Origin of the sequence: Marinomonas foliarum (assembly GCF_003337275.1) — a bacterium.
Classification (GTDB): Bacteria; Pseudomonadota; Gammaproteobacteria; order Pseudomonadales; family Marinomonadaceae; genus Marinomonas; species Marinomonas foliarum.
On record NZ_QPJQ01000016.1, the window covers coordinates 67934 to 83545 of the forward strand.

Genomic DNA, 15612 nt, shown 5'->3' on the forward strand with positions numbered 1-15612 from the left:
TTAACTGTTTAATCTTATAAAAGCGTTACAAAAAGTGAAACGTAACGTTTTAGTTTTAGATGTATTGAGCTATTCGCCGCTTCAGGTACAAGTGGGGCTAATCGAATGAAAAGCCAAATAAACTAATCTCTGTTTTGTAGGTAGTTTCTTTTGGAGAGGTTTGTAATTGTTCTATTAAGCTTATATAAGTGGTCATTTTGTGGGCTCGTAGGTTCTTCTCGCTGGGAATGGCGGTTGCGAATTTGGTAGCCCTTAACATGGCTTTTACGCCATTAGTTTGGGCAAATTCACCTTTGTCTATAAGAATGATCTCTTCTCCCATATGCCAAAAAATATCTAAATCTTTTATTTGCATTGGGCTAATTGGCGGCACTAAAGGCACAATATCATCTGGTGTGACGACTCTGGTTAGAGGTAAGGTGTGAAATTTATTTGCGCCAGTGACATTGGTGACTTTAGGCTGGCCAAAAGTAATTATTTGCTCTACTGGGTAGCCATCGTTTTGCAGATACATACCAAGGATTACGGCAATAGCACCACCTAAGCTATGGCCGGTAAGTTGGATAGGTTGGTCTTGTGTGAGAAAGGGCTTAATATCTTCGTACACTGCTTTTGCACCAGAACCAAAGCCTTGGTGTAGTTTTATATCAAGTAAAGTATCTGGCTGTAGTTGTAAATCCAGATCCAGCATGGCGTTTTCTAAGTTCGCTGTGCCTCGGATGGCGATGGTCTGAACTTTCTTGGAGCGACTTAAAAAGTAACTCACTTGTGATAAGGAGATTAATGATTGATGAACCAAGGCTTGGCCTTGTTCAATAAGGCGTTGCTCTAAAGTGCTTGATTCTAGATAGGTGTCATCCGATAGTTTTGCTTGAGCTTTAATCACTGTGAAGTTTGGCTGAGCAAGTGCCAATTGAAAAGGGATTACAACTAACAGAGACAATAACAAGATCTTATTTTTTAACATGCAGGTCAGAAACAACAAAGTAATAAAGAAGCGCAGAGTACTAAAAAATATTTTTCAGGAACAGAGCTTTATGGTGATAAGTGATATGAGGGGTGTATTTCCATCTTTGTTAGCGATTAGAAAAACGGTCTTTACTGTTTATAGTTGATTTACAATGTGTATGGCCTCCCTAACTGTGCAGGGAGGCTTTTGGTGATCAAGTACTAGCGTTTAATTTTAAAGCGTTGAGTTAATGCTTTCAGTTCTAGGCTTAGCGCTTTTAAGTTGCTCACAGCCATTGCTGACTCAGCAGCGCCTTCAGTAGTTTGATCTGCTAGCTGACGTACATTTTCGACACTACTGCTTATTTCTTCAGAAACGTGCGACTGTTGTTCCGCTGCAGTAGCAATTTGTTGAGTCATATCTTGCACATGTCCCATTTCCTTATTGATACTTGCAAACAGGGCAACGACACCTTTTGCTTGTTCTGCATTGTTAATGGATAGGTTACGGCTGGTTTGAATCTTATCCAAGGACTCTTGTGCACCACTCTGTAGTAAGTGAATTAAGTCTTCAATTTCTTTGGCCGAGTCTTGAGTTCGACTTGCTAAACCACGTACTTCATCTGCTACCACGGCAAAGCCACGACCCGCCTCACCAGCACGAGCTGCTTCAATGGCAGCATTAAGTGCCAGAAGGTTTGTCTGCTCAGCCACGGCCTTTATTACTTCTAGTACGTTTCCTACATTATCAGAGCGCTCTTTCAGTGTTTCCATGGTCTGACTGGTATTGTTAAGCTCTGTTGCTAGGTTGCTGATCTGAGTGGCGGTTTCATTCACCATAGCACTCCCTTGGTTGACGATTTTGTCAGTGGTCGTCGTGGCAGAAGCTGCTGTTTCAGCATTGCGAGCGACTTCAGCAACCGTTGCAGACATTTCATTTATGGCTGTCGCTACTTGGTCTGTTTCATCTCGTTGGGACTGCATTCTACTTTGACTATTCTTGGTGATAATTTCCAGCTGCTCGCTTGTTGAGCTTAGGTTTAGCACACCGCCAACGACTTCTGAGATCAATTTGTTTAACGTAATACTCATCTTGCCAATGTCATTATATAGCTTGCCAAGTTCATCACGACGTTCAGTTGAGTAAGTGCGAGTCAAATCGCCTGAAGAAATAGCTTCTACCGCTAAGGTAACCTCATTCATTGGCGTGACAATCATGCGGCGGATGAACCACGCGAAAAATAATCCCATTACAATAGCAGCGATGGTGATCGATATAAGTAATATACGAACATGAGCTCCATCTTCAGCACTTTTAACTTGTTGTAATTCTTCTAAATCTTCAAGCTTATTGGTGATAGTTGCTGCTAGTGCGGCTAGTTCTTCAGAACCATTATCTAGCTTCAAAGTCAGGGGAGGGTTCAGAGCAAGTAATGCTTGATATGTTTTAAACAGTTCAGCAATTTTTTGTTGGATAGCTTGCGACTGTCCTGTAAGTGAAAGTTGCTCCATTTCTGTGGCAATTTTTGGGATACGAACATTGATTATATCCTGTGGAATAGGTTGGCCTTGGCCGACACTTCTTGTAATGATTAACATAGTATCAGCGAGTTCATTTGACATACGTAAGGTGGTTGTAACTGCATTAGTATCGCTGGAATTGCTGAGGCTATCTATGAGCTGGTCGGCTTGGCTCTTAATTTCATTGCGAATACCAGCAGCTTTTTTACCCGTGTTGCCCCAGTCTTGGCGAAATGTGTGAACCTCTTCAAATGTGAGTGTATATTGATCTAAGGCACTAGAAGCCTGTTTGACAAGGGCTAAACTTCCCTCACCAGTATAAAGGTTAAAAGAATCTTGAAACTGCTTCGAGAGCTTTGTTTTAATTTTAATAACGTCTTGGTAAGCATCTTCGCTACCTTTATCAAGATATAATTTTCGCTGATCTCTAAGATCTAGAACGATGCTATTGAGCTGGTTGGATAATTGCACCTTACGGGCTCGTTCTAGCAATGCGTCTACACCTACAAAGCCAGCTATTGCGACAATGAGTGTTAATAACAGAACTAGGCCAAAGCCACATACAAGTTTGAGTCCGATAGAGATATTTTCGAAGGGGTTTTTCATGATATTTCCTTTCACATGATGCAAGTTTTTGAAGTGTCTATCCTGTTAGGGCTTCAGGGGGATAGTTGCGCCGCAATAGTAATTTTTTTGGCGAGCTTTTGCGATTCAAATTAGTAGATAATTATGAAAAAAAAGTTACAAAAACACATTGTTTTACTTGTGTTTTTTTATTTTTGAATAAACATAGGAAAATATAAACTTCATTGACTATCTTATGTATTAGATAGCTAAAAATTCACTATGAATCATAGGCAGTATTTGGGTTTAGAATAGGTTACATAACTTGGTTAAAGCTAATTTTAAAACCACCATATATGCACCACGAGTAAGCGAGATCAGCTATCGCCGAGATTACTAATACGGTAAACTACGCGCCCTCAATTTCCAGTAACAATAACCGAGTATCGAATGAGCACTGAATTTTCTATTTTATCTGCTACCTTATTGTTTTTGTTTGTTATTGACCCGTTCGGCAACATTCCTATTTTGTTATCAGTAATGAAGGGCGTTCCACAAAAACGTCAATACCAGATTGTGATACGCGATGGTTTAATCGGTTTAATTATTTTGGTGTGTTTCTTGTTTTTTGGTGCGGAGTTTTTAGCTTTGTTGCATCTGGAAACTGAGTCGATTTCGATTGCAGGTGGTGTTGTGCTGTTTGTTATCGCTTTGAAGATGATTTTCCCATCGCCCTACACGAAAGATGTAGGTCCAGTTATGGAGCCTTTTATTGTTCCGATTTCTATTCCTATGTTGGCTGGTCCATCCACGTTAGCGACGTTATTAGTCATGGTGAAGAGTTACCCTAATGATCAGCAAGATTTGCTGATCTCAGTTGGTGCTGCATGGGCGATTTCTGTGATTATTTTAGCAATGGCGCCATTGCTGAACAGAATATTGAGAGAGAAAGGCTTGGCAGCGTTAGAGCGCTTGATGGGGATGTTACTGTTGATGATGTCGGTACAGATGCTTGTAAACGGTGTGCGTAGTTTGTTTACTCACACGCTAGCTTCGTTGTAGTTGAATTCATAAATTAACCATTAACCCTATCTATGGAAGGGTTAATGGTTGTTTGGATACAGCGATACCATTTAAGTCGCAATAGATATAATCCCCTTGGGCGATCGTCATGCCCGCAAAGCAAAGTGTTTTATCTAAATCGCCTATGCCGCGTTTTTCCGTTGGCATTGGATGAGCGCATAAAGCATGAATGCCGATGTTCAGTTGAGATTGGGCCGCTATGTCACGAATGGCTCCGTTTATCACAAATCCTTCCCAGCCATTATTGACTGCTTTTTCCGCCAACATATCACCAAGTAAGGCACGCCGTTTACTACCACCGCCATCAATAACCATAACTTTGCCTTTGCCATTTAGAGCGACTAGCTCTCTAACTCTACTGTTGTCTTCAAAACAGGATACGGTGACCACTTCGCCATAAAAGTGGGTACGTTTTCCGAAAGAGGTAAAAATAGGATCAGCGATTTGCAGTTTTTCTGGGTACAAGTCGCATAGATCAGGAAGCAAGTCTTGCATGAGTTAATACCTACTTAAAATAAAAAAGGGTCTTTGACTCTAAGTAGGTAGGTGCTAGATATCCAGCAGTTTTGGTGGATGTTCAGTATTCAGTGATGTGATTAGTCCTCTACAACAGGAATGTCGCTTGGGTCGATTAGGCCATGTTCTACGGCTATTTGAAGCAGCTGAATGACCAGCTCATCTGGTGGTAATAAGTGTAAGGGGGTGGTTTGACCTTGCTCAGCGACGGCGTCGTTTAAGTCCACGTCGCGCTCTTCGAACCACGAGTGAATGCTTTGAACTTCAAAACTAGGTTCTAGTCCTTTTATCTCGTAAGTGGCTTCAACCAATAGATTAAGCGATTCTGGCTCCAGGGCGTAAATGACGTCGGTATCAAATTCATTGATCCATTCCGCTAAAATGTCACTGGCTTCGAAGCCGAATTCGTAGAGCTGTTGTTCATCAAGGTCTAGTGCGTTAGTCTCGATACGATGGTTTTCTAACCATTCATCGTCGGGGATCACTAGTACTTCTTTTACTTGCGCTTCGTGAGTGGACCAAGTGAAAAGTAGTGGAAAAGCTGGCTCGTCGGAAGAGTTGGCGACAGCCGTCATGAATATAGGTAAACTTGCCATAATTTAGAACCAATGTTTGATTGTTAAGGAAGAATAAATGACCAGCCGAATCAAGATCAGTAGTGCGTTTGATGGCGGTAACATCTCCGTTATAAATGCTTCGGAGCCGGACAATATTAGAGTAAAGATCCCTAATGATACAAACTCTAAATTTTTGCAGTGGTTTTATTTTCGTTTACAAGGCGGTATGGGTGAGCAATGTGTTATTCATTTTGAGAACGCCAGCGACGCTGCTTATCCGGATGGTTGGGTTGATTACCAAGCCGTTGCTTCTTACGATCGTGAGTATTGGTTCCGCGTTCCAACGGAATACGTAGACGGCAAATTGGTGATTACGCATCAGCCTGAACAAGACAGTGTGTATTACGCCTATTTCGCACCTTACAGCTATGAGCGTCATTTAGATATGATTGCTTGGGCGGCAAGTAATGAAGATTGTATTACCGATCATTTAGGTGAAACGGCAGAAGGTCGTGATATTACCTTGTTAGAGATCAGCAAAACCCAAGGGTTAGCAAAAAACATCTGGATTATTGCTCGTCAGCATCCTGGTGAAACCATGGCTGAATGGTTTGTTGAAGGTTTGCTTGAGCGTTTGTTTGATGAGTCACATCCGATCGCACGTGCTTTGTTGAAGCATTGTCGTTTTTATGTGGTGCCAAATATGAATCCAGATGGCGCTGTACATGGTAATTTACGAGTGAATTCCAAAGGCGTTAATTTGAACCGTGAGTGGAAGAATCCTACTGCGGAATTCAGTCCTGAGGTGTTAGCGGTACAAAAGAAAATGGCTGAAACAGGTGTGGATTTGTTCTTAGACATTCATGGCGATGAAGCTTTGCCTGTGAATTTTGTCGACGGTTGCCAAGGCGTTCCGTCGTTTGATGCTCGCATGGAAGCAATGGAGACTTTGTTTAAAAACATTTTCACCGCAGTCAGTCCTGATTTCCAGACTGAAATTGGCTATACGCCAGATCAATTTGGTGAAGCAAACTTAACCGTGGCAACAAAGTGGGTAGGTGAAACATACAATTGTTTATCTTTTACATTAGAGATGCCTTTTAAAGACAATAAAAACTTGCCTGATGATGATGTTGGCTGGTCTCCAGAGCGCGCTAAGATTCTTGGGGCTGACGTTTTGTATCCTATATATCAAGTGATCATGAGTTCTCATATGAAAGCCGACGACTGAGTGCTGTTGGCGACTTGAGGTTTTTGTCTTAAATAAAGGTTTATTATCTAGCGAATATTGCCAAACTGGATTAGGATCTGGTTTTCAAAATTGCAATAAATTTAATACCCTTTTTTATTTTTATAGAACGTAATTTTAGGACGAAGAAAAATGCCTAAGGCAAGTGAAATCAAAAAAAATATTGCTATTAGCTATGACAACAAAACCTACATAGTAAAAGATATCGAACGCTCTGTACCTCAGGGTCGTGCAGGTGGCAGCCTTTACCGTATGCGTATGTACGATGTGGTAACGGGTCGCAAATTGGACGAGACGTTTAAAGACTCCGATATGATCGACCTTGCTGATCTTATTCGCCGTCAAGCGATGTTTTCTTATTCGGATGGTGATGAATATGTTTTCATGGATAACGAAGACTACACACCTTATAGCTTGAATAAGAGTGCGATCGAAGAAGAGATTCTGTTTGTTAATGAAGATACTGTTGGTATACAGGTTGTGTTGGTTGACGATGTGCCTGTGATTATCGAATTGCCAACGAATGTTGAATTAGAAGTTATCGAAACCGATCCTTCTATCAAAGGTGCTTCTGCAACCTCACGTAACAAGCCCGCGAAATTGTCTACTGGTGCTGTGATTCAAGTGCCAGAACATATTTCTACTGGTGACCGTATTAAAGTTAACGTAGAAGAGCGTAAGTTTGCAGGTCGTGCTGAGAAATAAGACTTTCAGTGTATTTGTAAGATTATAAAAAAATGCAGCCAATTGGCTGCATTTTTTGTTTTAGGTAATCTCTAAAAAGGCTGTCTGCTTATTCTTTTTTAGCCGATTCTTTTAATGCATCTTTGGCTTTTTTCTCTGGATGATTGTTAGCTTCGGTTAATCCAGCTTCACGTTGAACGGCAGCCAAGACGCCTCGTAAAATACCGAGTTCCTGCTTCTCAGGGCGAGAACGATTAAAGAATCTATGCAACTTATCAAGTACCTTGCCTGGATGGCTTCGGATGATGAAGTTTATGCCGTAAAGAGTTTCTTCTAAATGTTCGTAGAAAAGATCCATGTCTTTTTTATGTGGGTATTCAGGTGTTTCTTTTTTATAGTTTTCTTTATTTTGGTTCGCCATCCAAATTTCATAAGCGACGATTTGTACCGCCTGTGAAATGTTTAAGACAGGGTATTCATCATTTGCATCTATATAAACTTGGCGGTGACATTGAGCGATTTCGTCATTTAGTAAACCAGTTGTTTCGCGACCAAATACGATGGCTACGTTGTGATCAATCGCTTCAGGAATGACGCTTACGGCACATTCACGAGCGTTCATGATAGGCAGTTGAAAAGTACGATGGCGAGCGCTGGTGCCAATCACAAGACTACAATCAGCAATCGCTTCTTCTAGGGTCGGAACTATGGTGGCATTTTCCAGTAGATCAACAGCGCCAGCCGCGCGGCTGGTGGCTTCTTCTGATGGGTAATCATTTGGGTCAACCAAATAAAGGTTGGTTAGTCCCATATTCTTCATAGCTCGGGCTATGGCACCAACGTTGCCAGGATGGAAAGTGTTTATTAGTACAATTCGGATGTTACTTAGCATGGGTCGTGAAGTACTCAGGGTTATTTGTCATTTGGCTTTGTAAATAGTCGGATTATGGTTTTAGCGTGAGTGATTGCTCTGTGCTGGCAAAATCGACATTTTCTAAGATGACTTTGGTTGTATCATTAAATATGAATTGATTGCAGGCGTGATGATACAGGGAACCAGTCTCTAACACCAACCGGTAGTTGCCTCTTGGAATGTAATTCGCTGCATATGCTTGTTTTCCATATAAATAGATGGAAAAGGGTGCTTGTCCATCATATGACTCAAAGGTAAGCATGCTATGTTCAGGCAATTGGTTAAGTATGCGTAATCGGCTGTTGCCCTCTGCTTTACCAATTAACTCACCGTGTTGGGGTGCAATCCCTGGTTGGCCAAAACAGCCTGTTTGTTGGGCATGTTGCACATTACCATAGCCAATATTTTTGGTTTGCACCCATCCATTAACGCCTTGATAACGTACGGTTAACCAGTCGCCTTGAAGCTTTATCCCTAGCAGGTTTGCATTCGTTGGGATGGTTTGTAGGGCTGTGCTGGATGTATCAGGTTCAGCATAGAGTGTGGTGCTGGTAAGCGTATAACCAGGACCAACACGGAATTGAGGATACAAGCCGCTTACATAAGTCGCTGTCTGTGATGAGGATGCTGCTTTCTCTTCGGACGATTGCCAGTAAAGTGTGGCATAAATCCCAGCAGCAAAGCAGGCGATATAGGTAGCTGCACGAAAAGCAGCTTTTGCCGCATCTAAACGAATAGGTTGGCTAACAGGAGCACTTTCTTGGGGTCTTGAATTGCTATAGTCGTCTTCATCGTCAACAAAGGAGTGATAAGGTGGTATGTCTGGTTTTTCATCACTCAGATTATCTGTGTAACTGTAGCCTTGTGAGGTAAAGTTTTTAGAGGCTTTGAAAGCTTCTTCATAAAGGGCCTTAACACGCTTTTCTTTAAGCGTGTTTCGCGCGGCTTTAATAGCGTCGTTACGAGTTTTCTCATGATGGGCATTGTTACGTTTCATTTCTTCGTATGCGCGCTGGCGTTCTTTGATAAAGGCTTCTTGTTCTTTGTCAGTGGCTTTGGAAAAACTGGAATAGCGATTTTTGGCCCCAGAGTTCTGAGTGTTCTCGCTAGTAAAGCTAAAAGGTTTCCAATCATTTACTAGGGCGCCTTGACGAATGGCGCTGATGACATTTTCGTAGGCCGCTTGAAGTCGTTGAAATAACTCGGTTGTGTCTGTATCTGGGTTTTTATCGGGATGATAGCGCCTTGCTAAACGTCTAAATGAAGCTTTTGCTTCCTGCTCACTGGCACTGGTGGGGATGTCCAGCAATTGGTAGTCGTCTTTTAGGCTCATGCGATTTTGGTTACTTACTGTTTTATATCTAGAGAAAAATAAGTGTATAACGCATTATGCACGATTTACGGGTTCTGACAAAGGCAGATCGTTTTCGACTAACAATGCTAGATACTTAACCGGAGGCATAGGACGGTATAAGTGGTATCCCTGTCCAATTTGGCAATGCCATTGACGTAACAATTTCAATATCTCCTTTGATTCAATACCTTCCGCTACGCTTGTTATTTCAAGTGCTTTGCTCAGGTCGATCATGTTTCGGCATAAGATTTGACTCTGTGGGTCATTAAGTAAGTTCATTACGAAAAATTGATCTATTTTTAATTCGTCGGTTTCTAGAGCGACTAAATTTTGCATTGAGCTGTAGCCCACACCAAAGTCATCGATAGCAATTTTAAAGCCTGCTTTATGCAGTTGTTTAACATTTTTATGGACGGTCTCATTGTTATCAAACACACTCGTTTCAGTGATCTCTAAAGTGAATTTGTTTGCTGATAATTGATGTTTTATAACATTGTCTATCACTCTACGAGCAAAACCTTCTTGCAATAAATCAAGTGCTGAAATATTGATAGACAAGCACTGATTGGCAAGTGCTTGTGGGTGTTCGTAAGCCCAAGAAAAAACTTTTTCGATTAACATATCTGTGAGTTTATATATTAAGCCAGTTTGCTCTGCGAGAGGGATAAATTCACCGGGTGATACTTGCCCTAGGTGTTCGTTATGCCAGCGTATGAGCACCTCACCACCAACAATGCCATGATTTGCTAAATTCACCTGCGGTTGGATATCGAAATACAATTTTTCATTTTCAATGTCGTTAGTCAGTAAAGTAATGAGATTGAGTTGATGGGCATGGTTGTTTTTGACATTGTCTGTAAAAGGCGCCCAATTCCCTGAAGAATAGGTGACAGATTGACTTGCCGTAAGAGCATTTTTATAGAGATTGTTTAAATTATTGCCCTGTGAAGGGTAAAGAACGCTCCCTATTTTGTATTGATGTCTAAAGTGGATTTTATCTATCTGTGTTGGGTTGTCTAAAATTTTCTGTAAGTCATGAATAAGCTGCTTTAGGCGACCTGGCTCTGTACTGATCAACACTAAATGGGCGGCAGTAAGCCGAATAAGGTTTTTTGTATTTTGGTTTGGTAAAGGGAACGACAAAAGTCCTTTTAAGTCAGCTAATTGGTGATGAATATTTCTAATAGCTTCACAAATGACTGAGTCTGCTTTTGTTGGCCCTAAAGCTTGGCTTAACGTTTGATAATTACTCATGTCAATCATGACAAGAGCGAGAGAAGGAGAATTTTTATCAAGCTCTTTGAGTTGCATGGGTAAGTGATCGAAATAATAGGCTCTGTTTGGCAGGCCCGTTGGTAAGTCTGTAATGGCTTGTAATAGCCGAGTTTTTTCAATGTGTTTTGCTTTATCAGCAAAGGCAAATGAAAAACCCAGAAGCTGCAGTATACAAGCGACAGGGAATATCGACTCGGTGATAAGATTAATGGGGAGTATTTTCCAAAAAATCAATGTGTTGAGCATGCTGCCAACAATCAAAAACAGCCAAGAGAACAGATAGAAACGAACAGCAGTAAATCCTTTTAAGTAAGCCTTAATCCCCCAATAAAAGCATACGATCAGCATAAACACTTCTATTGCAGCGAAAAACATCGCGGAGGCTTTTACCGAGATTAATTGAGTCATAATTAAAAAGGCGATAAAGATTCCGTCACCATATTTTCGCAATAGTGATTTTCGTGATGGAACCTGAACCTCTTGAAGAAATTGCACGGTAAACCGAAAGAGTATCCAAGCACCAATGCCAAAAACGACAAATAAATAGTTTATCAACCATTGGTTAAGCGCTTCAGAAAATATCCATCGGCTAAAACCGGTAATGATCGATAAGCCGATAAAGATAACGACGTTGAGTCCAAGGTAGTAAATAAATCCCGGCTGTCTTAACAAGATAAAAACAAAAACGTTATGAGCCAGCAAAATCCCCAAACTACTAATGATAAATGTCCAAAATAACAGCTTTTGTTCTTTCACCTGTATAGCTTTTTCTCTATCAAATAACTTGAAAGGCGTTAGTAGCGGGCTGTTACCTTGCTTACGTACCAGTAAGGTTGTCGCTTCTTCAGAAGAAAGTGAGATGGGTATCCAGATTCCATGGTATGGCTGCTTATCACTTTTCCACTCATCTAGTGCGCCTCTTTTCCATTGCTGCTGCAGTGTTTCTCCATGAAAAAGAAAAAAATCAAGATGTTCAATAACGTAATAATTCAAGTTAAGGTAAATAGTGGGTTGAGAGTTCGTTGTGTCAGCTTTTGGAAAAGCAAGCTTATGCCAATAAGCTTGCTTGGAGAAAGCTTGAGATTGCTCGAAATTGCTTTTTTTAAAGTGGGTTGACGCTAATGCCTCCTGTGCTGAAAGTGAAGTTGTTTCTTTTAATGTTGGAATATTTTTATCAATTCTGTCCCCTTCATCAGAATAAGCTGAGAGAGGTATCCATAAATGTGTCGCTAGCAGGATAGATAATAAAAATCGCCTAGATATCATTCCACTTGATCCTATTTTACTAAAATGACGAAAATGTTAATTCTTTATATGGGCGTTTTTATTATGGCTTTGCCGTATCTTTTCTTGCAATCGTTGGGGGTTTCTTAAAATATAGGCGACATTTCAAATTTATGTACACTGTTTAGGATTTTTATGAGCGATAAACTTACCCATTTGGATCATCAAGGCCATGCTCACATGGTAGATGTATCGGACAAAGAGATTACTAAGCGTACGGCAACTGCTCAGGCTACTTTGGTTATGCAACCGACAACGCTAATAAAAGTGATTGAAGGTGGATTACCAAAAGGTGATGTTCTGGCAACGGCGCGTATTGCAGGCATTCAAGCGGCTAAAAAAACATCTGATTTGATTCCATTATGCCATCCATTGATGCTAACCAAAGTGACAGTGGACATTAATGTTCTTAGTGATTGCGAATTGGAGGTTTTATGTACTTGTTCGCTGTCTGGCAAAACGGGTGTGGAAATGGAAGCCTTGACGGGTGCCAGTGTCGCTGCATTGACGCTTTATGATATGTGTAAAGCTGTTGATAAAGGTATCGTTATTCAGAACGTGTCTTTGTTAGAAAAAAAAGGCGGTAAAAGCGGTGATTGGAGTAAAGGTAATGCCTAAGGTAAGAGTTGTTTTTTTTGCATCCCTAAAAGAAAGTATTGGTCTGAGTGAGTATATTGCAGAGGTCGCAATGCCCTTAAGCATTGGTGAGCTCAAGCATCAATTAGCAACAGAATTAGATAAAGGCCAGACATTACTTGCAAAAGGAATCCAATCTTCAATTGATTTCGAATTCGCTAGAGATGCGGATATTGTTTTCGACACTGTTAATGAGGTGGCTTTTTTCCCACCGGTGACTGGAGGTTAGATGATTCTGGTACAAGAAGAAGATTTTGAGGTTGAGCTTTTATATAAGCGTTTAGTAAAAGCGAATAAAACGGGTGCTGTGGCTATGTTTGTTGGCTTAGTTCGTCAGTTTGCTGAAGGCCCCAATGAAGATTCTAGCTTTGAGCTTGAACATTACCCAGGAATGACGGAACATAACTTGCAGGTTATTGTTGATGATGCAAATGCTCGCTGGTCTCTTTTAGATGTGTGTGTAGTACATCGTGTTGGCCGCTTGCATGTTGATGATCAAATCGTTTTTGTCGGTGTGAGTGCAACCCATCGAGCTGAGGCATTCCTAGCATGTGACTTTATTATGGATTATTTGAAAAGTAGAGCTGCTTTTTGGAAGAAAGAAACTCAAGGAATTCAAAGTCGTTGGGTAGAAGCAAACACCAAGGATGAAAAAAGCCTAGAGCGTTGGTCAAAATAGTTTAGCCTATATTTTAAAAAGGCGAACAGTATCCCTCTAAGGGGTTATGTTCGCTTTTGCTGTTGTCACTAATGTGGGCGCAGCGCTTTTTTGCGGCCGCTGGCGTGACGCTCTCGGTATTCTGTATCAATATACTTATCGGTTGTTGCCATACTGGCATGCCCAGCGTCTTCTCTGACATGTTCTTTTGGTCGCGTTTTTACATCTTCAGATATTCCCGTATGACGTAACCAGTGAACTGTTGCTACGCGTAAGTCATCAGCATCTGCTCTCATCCCATCCTCACACATTCGCTCATAAGCTCTATCAAAGCAGAACTGTACTATGTTGCGAACTTGTCTAGAGCTCGTCATAGCGCCTTGGCCACGGTTCTTAGGTACTACTGGGGTATTTTCTGCAATAGTTGGTAACAAGGGTAAATCACGGAACTGTCTGTAGCGCTTTAAAGCATTGAGCATCTCATCTGATACAGCAACTAATCGTTCCTTGTTTCCTTTGGACAATACTTTAAACCACCAATGACCATCAGAATCTTTAATGAAATCCCCCATGACAGGTGCTGATCTTTCATCGGCAACCAGTTCGGATATTCGTAAATACATACCAAGTAGGGCATTCATGATAAAAAGAGTGCGTTCGTGTTGGCCGGGATCTTCCTCTGCTAGCATTTCTGCTGTTTCAATAACGTAATCCCACTGTAGGTTTGAAATTCTTCTAACTTGTTTTCGAGTAACTTCTTTTTTAACGAACTTACTTTTTTGACGAATCAGCGCAACAGGGTTTTGCTGGGCTGCATCTTCTTGCATTAGAAAACCATAATAAGACGACAGAATAGAGAAGGTTGCACGAATAGCCGCTTGCGATAGTGAGTGTTGCTTAGCCTGAGGTGATTCGCCATTTTTGAACTCTAGCTTGCTTACATGCGCAACAAAAGGTCGCCAGTCTTTGTTCGGCACTCTTACTCCCATGTGTAATTTAAAGCGCGCCACATTCTTTGTCCCAATCCAGTTTTCAGGGGGGGTGATACAAAAATGAATAAACTCTTCAATTTGGTCTCGCCTTAATTCGGTAGAAGGGCACTTGGCTATATTCCAAGACCAAAGTAGTAGGCGCTCTACTTCTCTGCGATAGGAGTTAAATGTTGCCTGAGAGCCGTTGTAGCTATAAATAAAACATAAGGCGAGTTGGAGATCTCGTCGGTATTCCTGTTCAACAAGCTGGGGTGTGTTTTTTGATAGGTGCGCCGCAATACCTTCGAATTGAGTAAAGGGATTCGGCAAATGTTCCAAATTATCAATTAAAGCTAGAGGTATCATAATCATTCACATCTAAATAATAGTCTTAGGTTAGCAAATTTTTTGATATATCCCTATCGATTTGTCTTAGCAACGCAGTGTTCGCATACTCCTAGCCCCGAGTTTTATCTATTTCTTCCTTATTTGACTGGTTTTTGATCTTATTTTTCTGATTTATACAGATTTTATGTGATTTTTAAAGAAAGTTGCGTGTATTGAGTCGTATTTGGAACAAAGGTGGAAGAGGTCGGTTGCCCCTTTTTTATTTCTACGAAAGGACTATTATAAATTCATCGAAACGCAAAACGAATTAAATTCTAAATATAAACTTTTACTCTCATAAGGAGATTAATATGAAAACTTTTACTAAAACAACTTTGGCTCTATTAACTGCAGCTGTAATGACAACATCTGCATTTGCTAATGATACTGTAGAAGAACGTCTACAGAGTGCAAAAGGTAGTGTTGAAGCATTAGGTACTACATTAGAAAACATGGGTGCTAATGTTGATACTAGCGTTGATTTGAGTGGTGCATATACCTTTAGCCAAAAAGCTGCAGTTTATAATGCTAAGCATGCTGAGCTACAAGAGCAGTTTAATACACTTAACGCTCAATAATTAGTTAAACAGCATTACTCTTTATTAAAACTTATTTTAAGGAAATTATTATGAATAACGTAAATCGCACAATACTTGCTCTTGTTACTACTTCTGCGTTGGCAACATCAGCTTTTGCAGCAACTGAAACATCTAGCGAGCGTCTTCAAAGTGCACGAGGTAGTGTCGAAGCTCTTTCGGTAACACTTGAAAACATGGGTGCAGATGTTGATTCAAGCGTAAATTTGAATGGCGCTTACACCACAAATCAAAAAACATCTGTATACAAAGCTAAGCATGCTGAGCTTCAAGCACAGTTTGATGAGTTACACGCTCAATCAGCAGAATAATGCTGATATATGTGTCGTCCTAAAATAGGTTGACAGTTTTTAGGCCAGCTCCTGTAGCTGGCCTTTCTCTTTTCGCACTTGATTCGGTGTTTTCATCTTGAGGCT

Annotated in this window: 16 protein-coding genes; 8 read left to right on the top strand and 8 right to left on the bottom strand. The window is 40.8% G+C overall.

Annotation, left to right across the window (positions count from 1 at the left end):
• Positions 1–97: 97 nt before the first annotated feature.
• Complete coding sequence (locus DFP77_RS10100) at positions 98–943, bottom strand: lipase family protein (RefSeq protein ID WP_258861121.1); 846 nt, start codon at positions 941–943, stop codon at positions 98–100.
• A gap of 227 nt (positions 944–1170) precedes the next feature.
• Positions 1171–3075 carry a methyl-accepting chemotaxis protein gene (locus tag DFP77_RS10105; protein WP_114412172.1) on the bottom strand — a complete coding sequence of 635 codons (1905 nt, stop codon included), beginning with the start codon at positions 3073–3075 and terminating at the stop codon, positions 1171–1173.
• A 408-nt stretch (positions 3076–3483) separates the two neighbouring features.
• Here DFP77_RS10105 and DFP77_RS10110 point away from each other — a divergent pair, with 408 nt between their 5' ends.
• Positions 3484–4095 (top strand): MarC family protein, encoded by a 612-nt coding sequence (locus DFP77_RS10110; protein ID WP_114412173.1) that lies wholly within the window; start codon positions 3484–3486, stop codon positions 4093–4095.
• 30 nt (positions 4096–4125) lie between these two features.
• Here the strand turns inward: DFP77_RS10110 and DFP77_RS10115 are convergent, their stop codons facing one another.
• The gene (locus DFP77_RS10115) at positions 4126–4611 is read right to left on the bottom strand and encodes a putative 4-hydroxy-4-methyl-2-oxoglutarate aldolase (protein ID WP_114412174.1); all 486 of its coding nucleotides are present in this window, start codon (positions 4609–4611) and stop codon (positions 4126–4128) included.
• A gap of 101 nt (positions 4612–4712) precedes the next feature.
• Positions 4713–5228: a hypothetical protein gene (locus DFP77_RS10120; protein ID WP_114412175.1), complete on the bottom strand. Its 516-nt coding sequence runs from the start codon at positions 5226–5228 to the stop codon at positions 4713–4715.
• A gap of 37 nt (positions 5229–5265) precedes the next feature.
• Between DFP77_RS10120 and DFP77_RS10125 the strand changes: the two genes are divergently transcribed.
• Positions 5266–6420 carry a M14 family metallopeptidase gene (locus tag DFP77_RS10125; RefSeq protein ID WP_114412176.1) on the top strand — a complete coding sequence of 385 codons (1155 nt, stop codon included), beginning with the start codon at positions 5266–5268 and terminating at the stop codon, positions 6418–6420.
• Between the two features lie 150 nt (positions 6421–6570).
• Positions 6571–7143 (top strand): elongation factor P-like protein EfpL, encoded by a 573-nt coding sequence (efpL, locus tag DFP77_RS10130; protein WP_114412177.1) that lies wholly within the window; start codon positions 6571–6573, stop codon positions 7141–7143.
• Between the two features lie 88 nt (positions 7144–7231).
• On the opposite strand, the gene trmJ is transcribed toward efpL, so the two are convergent.
• Genes trmJ through DFP77_RS10145 form a run of 3 tightly spaced genes read right to left on the bottom strand, consistent with a single transcriptional unit; the run spans position 7232 to position 11930 of the window.
• Complete coding sequence (trmJ, locus tag DFP77_RS10135) at positions 7232–8014, bottom strand: tRNA (cytosine(32)/uridine(32)-2'-O)-methyltransferase TrmJ (RefSeq protein WP_114412178.1); 783 nt, start codon at positions 8012–8014, stop codon at positions 7232–7234.
• A gap of 52 nt (positions 8015–8066) precedes the next feature.
• Entirely contained in the window at positions 8067–9368 is a 1302-nt protein-coding gene (locus DFP77_RS10140) for a J domain-containing protein (RefSeq protein WP_114412179.1), read from the bottom strand.
• A 54-nt stretch (positions 9369–9422) separates the two neighbouring features.
• The gene (locus DFP77_RS10145) at positions 9423–11930 is read right to left on the bottom strand and encodes an EAL domain-containing protein (RefSeq protein ID WP_114412180.1); all 2508 of its coding nucleotides are present in this window, start codon (positions 11928–11930) and stop codon (positions 9423–9425) included.
• Between the two features lie 153 nt (positions 11931–12083).
• Between DFP77_RS10145 and moaC the strand changes: the two genes are divergently transcribed.
• From moaC to DFP77_RS10160, 3 genes are read left to right on the top strand one after another with little or no spacing between them, the layout of a single operon-like run.
• Positions 12084–12566, top strand: coding sequence for a cyclic pyranopterin monophosphate synthase MoaC (moaC, locus tag DFP77_RS10150; protein ID WP_114412181.1), 483 nt, complete (start codon positions 12084–12086; stop codon positions 12564–12566).
• On the top strand, positions 12559–12813 hold the full coding sequence (locus DFP77_RS10155; RefSeq protein WP_114412182.1) for a MoaD/ThiS family protein: 255 nt from the start codon (positions 12559–12561) through the stop codon (positions 12811–12813). The genes moaC and DFP77_RS10155 overlap by 8 nt, the downstream gene beginning before the upstream one ends.
• Entirely contained in the window at positions 12814–13263 is a 450-nt protein-coding gene (locus tag DFP77_RS10160; RefSeq protein ID WP_114412183.1) for a molybdenum cofactor biosynthesis protein MoaE, read from the top strand.
• A 68-nt stretch (positions 13264–13331) separates the two neighbouring features.
• On the opposite strand, the gene DFP77_RS10165 is transcribed toward DFP77_RS10160, so the two are convergent.
• Positions 13332–14579, bottom strand: coding sequence for a tyrosine-type recombinase/integrase (locus DFP77_RS10165; protein WP_114412188.1), 1248 nt, complete (start codon positions 14577–14579; stop codon positions 13332–13334).
• A gap of 332 nt (positions 14580–14911) precedes the next feature.
• Between DFP77_RS10165 and DFP77_RS10170 the strand changes: the two genes are divergently transcribed.
• Together DFP77_RS10170 and DFP77_RS10175 are read left to right on the top strand one after the other, a co-directional pair.
• Positions 14912–15178, top strand: a complete 267-nt coding sequence (locus tag DFP77_RS10170; protein ID WP_114412184.1) for a hypothetical protein — start codon at positions 14912–14914, stop codon at positions 15176–15178.
• 50 nt (positions 15179–15228) lie between these two features.
• The gene (locus DFP77_RS10175) at positions 15229–15507 is read left to right on the top strand and encodes a hypothetical protein (protein ID WP_114412185.1); all 279 of its coding nucleotides are present in this window, start codon (positions 15229–15231) and stop codon (positions 15505–15507) included.
• The last annotated feature ends 105 nt before the right edge of the window (positions 15508–15612 follow it).